Annotated in this window: 11 protein-coding genes; 6 read left to right on the top strand and 5 right to left on the bottom strand. The window is 56.5% G+C overall.

Going from position 1 to position 12,056, the window contains the following annotated elements:
• Positions 1-20: 20 nt before the first annotated feature.
• The 3 genes from nudK to NR201_RS15735 all read right to left on the bottom strand — a co-directional run bounded on the left by nudK (position 21) and on the right by NR201_RS15735 (position 2,789).
• The gene (gene nudK, locus NR201_RS15745) at positions 21-599 is read right to left on the bottom strand and encodes a GDP-mannose pyrophosphatase NudK (protein WP_010259968.1); all 579 of its coding nucleotides are present in this window, start codon (positions 597-599) and stop codon (positions 21-23) included.
• A gap of 142 nt (positions 600-741) precedes the next feature.
• A complete protein-coding gene (ansP, locus tag NR201_RS15740) occupies positions 742-2,238 on the bottom strand; it encodes an L-asparagine permease (protein ID WP_010259970.1) in 1,497 nt (498 codons plus the stop codon).
• Positions 2,239-2,516: 278 nt separating this feature from the next.
• A complete protein-coding gene (locus NR201_RS15735; RefSeq protein ID WP_256849953.1) occupies positions 2,517-2,789 on the bottom strand; it encodes a DUF1471 domain-containing protein in 273 nt (90 codons plus the stop codon).
• Positions 2,790-3,043: 254 nt separating this feature from the next.
• Here NR201_RS15735 and narQ point away from each other — a divergent pair, with 254 nt between their 5' ends.
• From narQ to acrD, 3 genes are all read left to right on the top strand, one after another.
• The gene (gene narQ / locus NR201_RS15730) at positions 3,044-4,732 is read left to right on the top strand and encodes a nitrate/nitrite two-component system sensor histidine kinase NarQ (RefSeq protein WP_256849952.1); all 1,689 of its coding nucleotides are present in this window, start codon (positions 3,044-3,046) and stop codon (positions 4,730-4,732) included.
• Positions 4,733-4,869: 137 nt separating this feature from the next.
• Entirely contained in the window at positions 4,870-5,499 is a 630-nt protein-coding gene (locus NR201_RS15725) for a response regulator (RefSeq protein ID WP_033758590.1), read from the top strand.
• Positions 5,500-5,666: 167 nt separating this feature from the next.
• Complete coding sequence (acrD, locus tag NR201_RS15720; protein WP_033758593.1) at positions 5,667-8,783, top strand: multidrug efflux RND transporter permease AcrD; 3,117 nt, start codon at positions 5,667-5,669, stop codon at positions 8,781-8,783.
• A gap of 104 nt (positions 8,784-8,887) precedes the next feature.
• Here the strand turns inward: acrD and NR201_RS15715 are convergent, their stop codons facing one another.
• Entirely contained in the window at positions 8,888-9,079 is a 192-nt protein-coding gene (locus NR201_RS15715) for a hypothetical protein (protein WP_010259981.1), read from the bottom strand.
• A gap of 284 nt (positions 9,080-9,363) precedes the next feature.
• Here NR201_RS15715 and NR201_RS15710 point away from each other — a divergent pair, with 284 nt between their 5' ends.
• From NR201_RS15710 to NR201_RS15700, 3 genes are read left to right on the top strand one after another with little or no spacing between them, the layout of a single operon-like run.
• A complete protein-coding gene (locus NR201_RS15710; RefSeq protein WP_052271800.1) occupies positions 9,364-9,732 on the top strand; it encodes an ArsC family reductase in 369 nt (122 codons plus the stop codon).
• A gap of 1 nt (position 9,733) precedes the next feature.
• The gene (dapE, locus tag NR201_RS15705) at positions 9,734-10,861 is read left to right on the top strand and encodes a succinyl-diaminopimelate desuccinylase (protein ID WP_010671351.1); all 1,128 of its coding nucleotides are present in this window, start codon (positions 9,734-9,736) and stop codon (positions 10,859-10,861) included.
• Between the two features lie 22 nt (positions 10,862-10,883).
• Positions 10,884-11,072: a YpfN family protein gene (locus tag NR201_RS15700; RefSeq protein ID WP_003848800.1), complete on the top strand. Its 189-nt coding sequence runs from the start codon at positions 10,884-10,886 to the stop codon at positions 11,070-11,072.
• Between the two features lie 270 nt (positions 11,073-11,342).
• Here NR201_RS15700 and ypfH read toward each other — a convergent pair whose 3' ends face one another.
• Positions 11,343-12,023: an esterase gene (ypfH, locus tag NR201_RS15695; protein WP_163638014.1), complete on the bottom strand. Its 681-nt coding sequence runs from the start codon at positions 12,021-12,023 to the stop codon at positions 11,343-11,345.
• Positions 12,024-12,056 lie beyond the last annotated feature (33 nt).

The raw sequence follows: 12,056 nt of genomic DNA, 5'->3' as shown, positions 1-12,056 counted from the left end.
CAGGCTAACTGCATGATTTTTTATGGTATCAGCCAGCCAGCAATCTGCGCATGCTGCAACAGCATGACGGTTTTGCCGTCGCGAATGCGGCCATCGGCGACCATTGCCAGTGCATCAGGGAAAGGCAGTTCCAGCACGTCGATCGACTCATCTTCAACACCGCCGCCCGCATTGTCGCGCAGCGATTCATTATATTCCGCTGCGAAAAAGTGGATCAATTCAGTGACGCCGCCCGGCGACATATAGCAGGCATAGAGTTTCTCCACCTCGCCCACCGCATAACCGGTCTCTTCAATCGCCTCTTTGCGAATGCAATCTTCCGGAGAGTCGTCGTCCAGCAAGCCGGCACAGGCTTCAATTAACATGCCGCCCTCGTTACCGTTGACGTAAGTAGCGATACGGAACTGGCGCGTCAGGACCACGCTGTTCTTTTCACGGTTATAGAGCAGGATGGTCGCCCCGTTTCCGCGATCGTAGACTTCACGTTTATGGCGGATAACCTCGCCACGACGATCGGTGATCTCATAGGTGTAGTTACGCAGCACAAACCAGTTTTCGGACAGGAGCTTATCTTTGATGATGTTGATCTTAAACGACATGAGGACTCCGCTACCGCATAAAGGGAGCCTTTCATCATAGGGGCAAGCTTGCGGGAAAACTATCCTAATTCTCGCGGTGAATGAGGCGATTTACGCCAAAAAAAAGCCAGCCCGAAGGCTGGCCTGATTGCTGCAGTGCTTATCAGCGCGAGGTGTCGTCAGCCAGTCGGGTCGGCTGAGGCTCCTCTTCGTGATGATCCTGTTCGGTCTCAGCTATGGCGTGAACACGCTTACGCACGCCAAACCATCCCAGCACCAGCAATACCGCGATCAGCGGAATGGAGGCGATGGTGTAAGTCCCGTTCGGGTAGTCAAACGCCATCAGCACCAGCACGCTGAACAGGAACAGCAGCGTCAGCCATGAGGTAAACGGCGCGCCTGGCAGCTTGAAGCTGACATCATCCGCCTTGCCCTCTTTAATGGCTTTGCGCAGACGCAGCTGACAAACCACGATAAAGGCCCAGGAGGAGATAATCCCCAGCGAGGCGACGTTCAGGACGATCTCAAACACCTGAGAAGGCACATAGTAGTTAAGCACCACACCAATCACATAGACGGCGATGGTCACCAGAATACCGGCATAAGGCACCTGCTGACCGTTCATCTTAGACATGAATTTCGGTGCAGAGCCACCCATCGACATGGAGCGCAGAATACGCCCGGTTGAGTAGAGGCCCGAGTTCAGGCTGGAGAGCGCGGCACTCAGCACCACGATATTCATGATGCTGCCAACGTAAGGCACGCCCAGCTTCGAGAAGAAGGTAACAAACGGACTCTGACCCGCCTGATAGGCGTTCCACGGCAGCAGCAGCACCAGCAGGACCACGGAGCCAACGTAGAACAGGCCGATACGCCAGATCACGCTATTGATCGCTTTCGGCAGCATGGTTTTCGGGTCTTTACATTCGCCGGCCGCCGTACCTACCAGTTCGATAGAGGCAAAGGCGAACACCACACCCTGAATCAGCACCAGCGCAGGCAGTAAGCCGTGCGGGAACATGCCACCGTTATCGGTGATCAGATGGAAGCCGGTACTGTTGCCATCCAGCGGTTTGCCGGTGCCAAGGAATACCACGCCCACCACCAGGAAGATCACTATCGCCAGCACTTTCACCAGCGCGAACCAGAACTCCATCTCGGCAAACCACTTTACGCCGATCATGTTCATGGTGCCGACAATCGCCAGCGCGCCCAGGGCGAACACCCACTGTGGCACATCACCAAACGCGCCCCAGTAGTGCATGTAGAGCGCGACGGCGGTGATATCGACGATGCCGGTCATTGCCCAGTTGACGAAGTACATCCAGCCCGCCACGTAGGAGGCTTTCTCACCCAGGAATTCACGGGCGTAGGAGACGAAGCTGCCGCTGCTGGGACGGTGTAACACCAGTTCGCCCAGCGCACGCAGAATAAAGAAGGAGAAGATGCCACACACCAGATAGATGATGGCTAAGGCGGGGCCAGCAGCCTGCAAACGGCCACCTGCGCCCAGGAACAAACCGGTACCGATGGCACCGCCGATCGCAATCATCTGTACGTGACGGTTACCCATCGCCTTCTGGTAGCCGGCGTCATGAGAGTTGAGCCAGCGTCGTTTCGCAGCGCGCATCTCGCCTGGGGTTTTGTTTTTAGATTTCATAGCATTCCTGTTTGTCCTGACTATCAGTCGTCGCCCCCATTTCAGGCGTAATGCCCTGTGAAATGGGGTATTTTCCTCTGTGCGTTTGCCTGTGAGTGAGTGCCAGGCAGCGCGGGAATTTACGGCGATGAATCCTACCCGTTCTGCAAGAACGAAGCAAAATATACCGGGCAGATGCACAGGCTGATTTGTAAGAATCCATCCTGATGCACAAAAACAAAAAAACCGGCCATTTTCAGGCCGGTAAAAGCTACAGGGATGGAAACAGGAGGGTTGGGTTAGCGATAAATCTCTGCGGTGCCGCTCCACAGGCTGGAGTCGCCTGGGTTATCGACACCGATAACGCGGTAATGGCTGGCGCCCATCTCTTCCGCTTTTTGCGACAGCTGGCGACTCGCATCGTCCAGCGAGCCGCGAACACCGGAAACCGAAACGCTACCAATGCTCTGCATACTCTGCGCCTGCGACTGATCGACCGGCGCGGCGGCGAAAGTGGCAAATGAGGCGGTAGCCAGTAATGCGCCCGCCAGGACAGCATTCAGCTTTTTCATTGGATGCTCCTTAATCTGTGATCGGGGTTGAGTTGATGACTGGATGAATTATTAGCGCTGCAATGAAAAGCAACATCGGGACGATGTAAACCTGTCCCTTTTTTAAGCGTTGAACAGCAGCACGTCCTGGGAACTGTCAGTTGCGGTCATTTTATGTGCGATGTGTAACGTCCTGTGCGATAAACAGGGAATGGATCATTTGCGTTACGTTAATGCGCTCTTATAATTCCCGCACTCTCAACAGGGCCATTCATGTGATTGTTAAACGTTCCGTAACTCAAAGCATCGCTCAGGCGCTCAGCGCCATTGTCCTGCTGTCGCTGCTCACCACCGGTCTGGCATTAGTCACGCTCCTGAGCAGCCAGCGCGACGCGGAGGCGATCAATCTGGCGGGTTCACTGCGCATGCAGAGCTATCGCATGGCCTGGGATGCCAGCCGTCAGCCGCAAAATCTGGCTCATCATCTGGCGCGCTATCAGCAAACGCTGGATGCCCCGGTGCTGCAGAAACTTGATCGGCCCTGGGTACCCCGTGAAGTAAGTGTTCGCTATCAACGGCTGCGTGCCGCCTGGCCCTCGCTGCAGCAACAGTTGCAACAGGGCGATACCGTGGCTTATCAGCAGCAGGTGCCGATCTACGTCGGTGAAATCGATCGCTTTGTGCTGGGTCTGCAACGCTATACCGAGTTGAAAATGCATCTGGTGGCCGCCAGCAGCCTGGTGGGGGTCATTGCGATTGTGGCGCTGGCACTGATGACGATTCGCTTTACCCGACTGCAGGTGGTGCGCCCGCTTAATGCGCTTGTCACCGCCAGTCGCTATGTTGAGAGCGGCAACTTTGCTTTTCCGCCGCTGCACGTTGAGCAGCAGAATGAACTGCGGGTGCTGTCGCACGTCTTCAGCGGCATGGCGGCACGGCTGCATTCGCACTACCAGCTGCTGGAAAGCACGGTGCGCGCCAAAACAGAAGATTTAACCCAGGCGAATCGCACGCTGTCGCTACTCTATGACAGCTCACAAATGCTGACCGCCAGCCCGCTGCATCCGGCACTGTTTGAAGCCGTGTTAACCAATGTACTGACGCGCGAGAAACTGACGGCGATCCGGCTCGACAGTGACCAGTTTCAGTTTCGCGCCGGTGATGATCAGGCTGCCGGTCAGTGGCAACGTCTGCCGTTACAGCAGGACGAGCAGCAGATTGGCGAGCTGCGCTGGCAGACAGCTGGTGCCTCGCCTCCGGATGAACTGATGCGCAGCCTGGCGGCGATGCTGGGACGGGCTATCTGGATCTGGCAGGCACAGCAGCAGTATCAGCAGATGCTGCTGATTGAAGAGCGCACGACCATTGCCCGGGAATTACATGACTCGCTGGCGCAGTCGCTCTCGTTTTTACGCATTCAGCTGACCCTGCTGCGCCGCGCCGTTGATAAAGACGATAGCGCCGCCCATACCATTATCGCGGACTTCGATCAGGCGCTGGCCGAGGCCTATCGTCAGCTGCGTGAGCTGCTGACCACTTTCCGTCTGACCATTGAGCAGGCGGATCTGGTGGCGGCCATGCAGGCGATGATCGCCTCGCTGCAGGAGAAGAGTAGCGCAGAGATACACTTTAACTATCAGACCGGCCTGCAGAGTCTGGAAGCACAACAGCAGGTGCATGTGTTGCAGATCGTCCGTGAGGCGCTGCTGAATGCGATTCGTCACGCCAGTGCGCAGGTTATCCGGGTGGATTATCAGCACAGTGAAAAAGGTGAGCACTTACTGACGATTACGGATGATGGCGTGGGGATGAACAGCACTGACGAACCGCCGGGCCATTACGGCCTGACTATTATGGCGGAGCGCGCTCAGCGCCTGAGTGGCCATCTGACCCTCCACGCACAGCCGCGGGGTACCAGGGTGGAGTTACGCTTTCCACCGCAACCGGCGCGCCCGCTGGAATAGCAGGCCAGATCGGGTCTTAATTCATTAAAATAATCTATCGGTTTGCGACCGCGGACTATTCGATACAGAACAGGGTGTTGTCCCTGAACAATACCGTCTGATCTGCCGCAGTCTGAAACCAATGCAACGGAGAAAATATGCAACAGCCCGCATTAACATTGATGATTGTGGATGACCACCCGCTGATGCGCCGCGGTGTCCGTCAGCTGCTGGCGCTGGATCCCCGGCTGGAGGTGATCGCCGAAGCCAGCAACGGCACTGAAGCGCTGGCGGAGGCCCGCCATCAGGAACCGGACATCATTCTGCTCGACCTGAATATGAAAGGCATGTCCGGACTGGATACGCTGAAGGCGCTGCGCCATGAAGGGATCAGTTCGCGCATTCTGGTGCTGACCGTTTCTGACGCCCGCAGCGATATTTTTGCCATGGTGGATGCCGGTGCTGACGGCTATCTGCTCAAGGACAGCGAGCCGGAGGTCCTGCTGGGGCATATCCTGCAGGCATCACGGGGCGAAAAGGTCTTCAGCGAGGGCGTCACCCGCTATCTGGCTAATCGCCAGCACAGTGCCGATCCTCTGCGTCAGCTCACCGAGCGCGAACGGGATGTGCTGCAGGAGGTGGCGCGTGGCCTGTCGAATAAAGAGGTTGCCGCTATTCTGCATATCTCTGAAGAGACGGTAAAAGTGCACATTCGTAACCTGCTGCGGAAACTGGATGTCCGCTCACGCGTCGCCGCCACGGTGATGTGGCTTGAAAGCCGCAAATAGCCAACGAATTTACATTTTCTCCTCAATTTCTCCACGATTTCCCCCGCTGCCGCACGTAGAGTAAACGGCGGCGGAGAATCATGGCAAAGACCCGCCGAGTTTCCTGCCAGAGCGCCCGTTGCTGGTAGGCCTGACCAACGATAAAAGTAGTGAGGAGTGTCGATTTAATGTCGAATTTCTTTATCGACCGCCCTATCTTTGCCTGGGTTCTGGCGATTCTGCTGTGCCTGTGTGGCACGCTTTCGATTATTTCGCTGCCTATTGAACAGTACCCCGATCTGGCACCGCCCAACGTGCGCATCACCGCTAACTATCCGGGCGCATCCGCCCAGACGCTGGAAAACACCGTTACCCAGGTGATCGAGCAGAACATGACCGGCATCGATAATCTGATGTACATGTCCTCTAACAGCAGCAACACCGGCCAGGCACAGATCACCCTCACCTTTACCGCCGGGACCAATCCCGATGAAGCCCGTCAGCAGGTACAGAACCAGCTGCAATCCGCACTGCGCAAATTGCCACAGGCGGTGCAGTCGCAGGGTGTGACCGTCAATAAAACCGGTGACAGTAATATTCTGATGGTGGCATTCGTTTCAACCGACGGCAGCATGGATAAGCAGGATATTTCAGACTATGTCGCCAGTAATATTCAGGATCCGCTAAGCCGTATTGATGGCGTCGGCCAGGTTGACGCTTACGGCTCGCAATATGCGATGCGTATCTGGCTCGATCCCAATAAACTGATCGCCTATTCGCTGACCACGGAAGATGTGGTCAGTGCGATCCAGTCGCAGAACACCCAGGTTGCCGTGGGTCAGGTGGGTGGCCTGCCGTCGGTAGAGAAACAGGCGCTTAACGCTACGGTCAACGCCCAGTCGATGCTGCAGACCCCTGAGCAGTTCCGGGCGATTACCCTGAAGAACAATCCCGATGGTTCGGTGGTGACGCTGGGCGATGTCGCCAGCGTGGCGCTGGGCGCTGAGAAGTATGATTATCTGAGTCGTTACAATGGCCAGCCCGCGTCAGGCCTGGGGGTGAAGCTGGCATCCGGTGCCAACGAGATGAACACCGATAAGCTGGTGCGGGCGCGCATTGAGGAGCTGTCCCACTACTTCCCGCACGGTCTGGAAGCAAAAATCGCCTATGAAACCTCCCCTTTCGTTAAAGCGTCAATCACCGATGTGGTGAAGACGCTGCTGGAGGCGATTGTGCTGGTATTTGGCGTGATGTACCTGTTTATGCAGAACTTCCGTGCCACCTTAATTCCTACTATTGCGGTGCCGGTGGTGCTGTTCGGCACCTTCAGCGTGCTCTATGCCTGCGGGTTCAGCATCAATACCCTGACCATGTTTGCCATGGTGCTGGCAATCGGGCTGCTGGTGGATGATGCCATAGTGGTGGTGGAAAACGTTGAACGTATCATGCATGAAGAGGGACTCTCGCCGCGTGCCGCCACCCGAAAATCGATGGGCCAGATTCAGGGCGCGCTGGTGGGTATCGCGCTGGTGCTCTCTGCGGTGTTTGTGCCGATGGCGTTTTTCGGCGGCACCGTCGGCGCCATCTACCGTCAGTTCTCAATTACCATTGTGTCGGCGATGGTGCTGTCGGTGCTGGTGGCGATGATCCTGACACCGGCGCTCTGTGCCACGCTGCTCAAACCCGTTTCACAGGGCGAGCAGCCTGAGCGTCGCGGCTTCTTCGGCTGGTTCAATCGTCACTTTAATCGCAATGCTGACCGCTACGAGCGCGGGGTCGCGGGTATCCTGCGCAAGGGCGGTCGCTGGCTGCTGCTCTATCTCGGCATCATCGGCCTGATGGCCTTTCTGTTTCTGCGTCTGCCGACGTCGTTTCTGCCGCTGGAAGATCGCGGCGTATTCCTGACGCAGGTTCAGCTTCCGGCAGGCGCGACGCTTGAGCAAACTGCCAGCGTCGTCGCCAAAGTTGAAAACTATTATCTCACCGAGGAGAAGGCCAACGTGCTGTCGGTCTTCTCCACCATCGGCGCAGGTCCGGGCGGCAATGGACAAAACGTGGCGCGTCTGTTTGTGCGGCTTAAAGACTGGGAAGCGCGGCCCGGTGCCGATCGCACCTCGTTCGCGATTATCGAGCGCGCGACGAAGGCATTTCAGAAGATCAAAGAGGGCCGGGTGATTGCCAGCAGCCCGCCAGCCATCACCGGCATGGGCAGCAGCTCCGGCTTTGACCTGCAACTGCAGGATCACGCGGGCGTCGGTCATACCCAACTGATGGCGATGCGTGACAAACTGCTGGAGATGGCGGGCAATGACAACGCGCTGTCGCGGGTACGGCACAATGGACTGGATGACAGCCCGCAGCTGCAGATCGATGTTGATGCACGTAAAGCGCAGGCGCTGGGCGTGTCGCTGGATACCATCAACGACACCCTGACCACCGCGTGGGGCTCCAGCTACGTGAATGACTTCCTGGATCGTGGCCGGGTGAAGAAGGTCTATGTGCAGGCTGCCGCTGAATTCCGCATGCTGCCAGACGACATCAATAAATGGTACGTGCGCAACAGCAGCGGCAAAATGGTGCCCTTCTCCGCGTTTGCCACCAGCCGCTGGGAGACCGGTTCCCCACGTCTTGAACGCTACAACGGCTATTCATCGCTGGAGATTGTCGGCGAAGCGGCCAGTGGCGTCAGCAGCGGCACGGCGATGGATGAGATGGAAAAACTGGTTAATGCCCTGCCCCTGGGCGTCGGGTTCCAGTGGACCGGTGCCTCTTATCAGGAGCGGCTCTCCGGTTCGCAGGCGCCGGCACTTTATGCGATTTCGCTGCTGGTGGTCTTTCTCTGCCTTGCCGCGCTGTATGAAAGCTGGTCGATCCCGTTCTCGGTGATGCTGGTAGTGCCGCTGGGCGTGGTCGGGGCGCTAATCGCCACCTGGATGCGTGGGCTGGAAAATGACGTCTATTTCCAGGTTGGCCTGCTGACGGTAGTGGGGTTATCCGCCAAAAACGCCATCCTGATTGTAGAATTTGCTAATGAGATCAACAGCCGTGGACGCGAGCTGGTGGAATCTACGCTGGAGGCATCGCGTCAGCGCCTGCGGCCGATTCTGATGACCTCGCTGGCCTTTATCTTTGGTGTACTGCCCATGGCGATCAGCAGCGGAGCGGGCTCCGGCAGCCAGCATGCCGTGGGAACCGGTGTGATGGGCGGAATGATCTCTGCCACACTGCTGGCGATCTTTTTTGTGCCGCTGTTCTTTGTGCTGGTACGCCGCCGCTTCCCGCTCAAAGAGAAGCCGCTCGACTAAGTAGAGGCGCAAATAAAAAGCGGTCACTGATATCAGTGGCCGCCTTATTTCTGTGTGTGGTAAGAATTCCAGCAAGCGGGATTAACCTGCTTTTTCTTCGCGCGTTACTTGTTGCGTAACATCGCTTCGATAAATTCTTTCCAGGTTCCCATTTCGGTGTCAATCATAATGCCCTCTCTTATTGTGCTGGCAATGTTACGCTCTTTTTTTATACAGGTGAATACGTTTACACCTGTTATATCTATCGGCATACGCCATAAAAACATGAATGTTGCTGGTTTTGCAAGCTGACGCACACTTCAGCAACTCCTTAACCCCGTTGAAAATAATTTATTTTAAACCCAGCGGTAGACTATTTTATCAACATGGCGAAATTCCTAAGCTCTTATTGATAAGCAGGGTAATGGTTAGCTGCGAAATTGATAGCGTTTACCCGATGCCGGACGATGACCTTGCTGCCGTGCTCTGTGGCCCGATTCCCGCGCCTGCGCAGATGCCGCAACGGATCACACTATGGTAAACTCGCACTTTGGCTGCTTTTTTCAGCTTTCACTTCTCACAGGACAATAAGGATCGGGCAATGAGCACGCAGTGGGTGATGTTCGGGATTAAAAATTGCGACACCATAAAAAAAGCCCGGCGCTTTTTAACAGACGCAGGCGTTGACTATCACTTCCACGACTACCGTGCGGATGGCCTGAACGATGTCCTGCTGCAGGAGTTTATCGATGCACTGGGTTATCAGGCTCTGCTTAACACCCGGGGCACCACCTGGCGTAAATTGCCTGAGAGTGACCGCGACGCGGTTACCGATGCCAGCAGCGCCAAAGCGCTGATGCTGGCGCATCCCGCCATGATTAAGCGTCCGCTGTTGCGCGCCCCGGATGGCTCCCTGCTCGCCGGTTTCAGCGAAGCCACCTATCAGAATGCTATCCAGGAGAAGTCATAATATGTTTTGCCCGGTCATTGAGCTGACGCAACAGCTTATTCGTCGCCCCTCTCTCAGCCCCGATGATGCCGGATGTCAGGCTCTGCTGATCGCCCGTCTTGAAGCCATTGGCTTTAAGATTGAAACGATGAACATCGACGACACCCTGAATTTCTGGGCCACCCGTGGCGAAGGTGAAACGCTGGCGTTTGCAGGTCACACCGATGTGGTGCCGCCTGGCGATGCCAGCCGCTGGATTAATCCGCCGTTTGAACCCACCATCCGCGACGGCATGCTGTTTGGCCGCGGCGCGGCCGACATGAAAGGATCGCTGGCGGCAATGGTGGTGGCTGCCGAACGTTTTGTTGCGGTGCGTCCCAATCACCGAGGCCGTCTCGCCTTTATGATTACCTCTGATGAAGAGGCCAGCGGGGCCAACGGCACGGTTAAAGTGGTTGAGCGGCTGATGGCGCGCCGCGAACGGCTCGACTATTGCCTGGTCGGCGAGCCCTCCAGCACGGAAGTGGTGGGTGATGTGGTGAAAAATGGCCGTCGCGGCTCAATCACCGCTAACCTGATGGTGCATGGCGTGCAGGGCCACGTCGCCTATCCGCATCTGGCGGATAACCCGGTTCACCGGGCGATGCCCGCGCTGAACGAGCTGGTTGCGACCGAGTGGGATCAGGGGAATGAGTTCTTTCCGGCGACCAGCATGCAGATTGCCAACGTCCAGGCGGGCACCGGCAGTAACAATGTGATCCCCGGCGAGCTGTTTGTGCAGTTTAACTTCCGCTTCAGCACCGAACTCACCGATGAGATGATTCGTCAGCGGGTCGCAGAGCTGCTGGATCGTCACCAGTTGCGTTACACCATTGAGTGGAAACTCTCTGGCCAGCCCTTCCTGACCACGCGCGGTAAGCTGGTTGATGCCGTCGTGAAAGCTGTAGCGCACTATAATGAAATTAAGCCGCAGCTGCTGACCACGGGCGGAACCTCCGATGGCCGCTTTATTGCCCGGATGGGTGCACAGGTGGTGGAACTGGGGCCAGTGAATGCCACCATTCATAAAATCAATGAGTGTGTGAAAGCCTCCGACCTGCAGATGCTGAGCCGGATGTACCAACGCATCATGGAACAACTGATCGCCTGACGGCGGTTTTAAGGAGCAGCAGATGGAATTTATTAAAGATTACTGGTGGATCCTGGTGATCCTGCTGATGGTTGGCGTGCTGATGAACGTTTATAAAGATCTGAAACGCATCGATCATAAAAAATTTATGGATAACAAACCTGACCTGCCGCCGCATCGTGATTTCAACGATAAATGGGATGACGACGACAACTGGCCGAAGAAGAAGTAAACGAAAAAGCCCCTGCTATGCAGGGGCTTTTTTATGGTTCTTCACAAAGTCAGCTCTCATCAGCGTTAAGATCGAGCTTGCGCAGAGAACACGGTCAGATCGGAAAGTCGCTAAAGCCATTCCCTGGCCGCTCGGCCCGCACCATCCCTGGCGCGGGACGCTTTCCTCCTCTGACCGTGTTCCCTGCGTGTTGAATTTATGCGTGGCGGTGGGATTACCCCGATTCGGCGTTGTCAGCAGTCTGAAATGCCCCTGCTACGCAGGGGCTTTTTACATCATCACGATAACGTCATCGTCACCCGGTTTTGCGCCGCTTAACGCCTCATCAAAGTAGCGTTTTGGCACCGTATAACGCAGATGATTCAGCGCCAGCTCCATGCTGCGGTGATCGATGGCGTGCGCCAGATCGTCAACGATATCCAGGGTAACATCGCCACCGCAGGCGGTCAGCCGATGCTCCGCCTGCTGCGCATGGTGCAGCGGGACCTGCTCATCATAATCACCGTGGATCAGGTGGATGGTGGTGCGGGTACTGGCCTTCTCCGGCAGGGTGATAAACCGGCCATTAAACACCACCGCGCGGCCCGCCAGATCCGGATGCGCCTTAACCCCTTCCAGCACCATACTGCCGCCCTGCGAAAAGCCGATTAACGCTGTCGCTTCCGGCCGCACGCCGCTCTTTTTTTGCCAGTGACGCACAGACCCAACAAACTGCGGCATGGCCGCATCAACCCGCTGCTGGACGGTCTGATCGTGCAGGTCGGTTTCGCCGAACCACTGACGACTCGCACCAGGCGAGCCGACGGACACCACCAGCGCGTCGGGAAACGTTCGGGCAAACCAGTTGCCAATCTCGCCCATTGAATCCGGGTTATCGCCAACGCCATGGTAGAGCAGAAACAGCTGTGCTGTGGTGGCAGGCTGTTGAACGATTACATATTTCAGTGTCATGTTGACCTCCTGTGTTCACTCTACGCCGCCTGG

The sequence above is a fragment of the Pantoea sp. Fr-CA_6 genome, from assembly GCF_024520895.1.
In the GTDB taxonomy this organism is placed as follows: Bacteria; Pseudomonadota; Gammaproteobacteria; order Enterobacterales; family Enterobacteriaceae; genus Pantoea; species Pantoea agglomerans.
The sequence above is the reverse complement of the archived record's forward strand: the minus strand, read 5'-3'. Positions and strand labels throughout refer to the sequence as shown.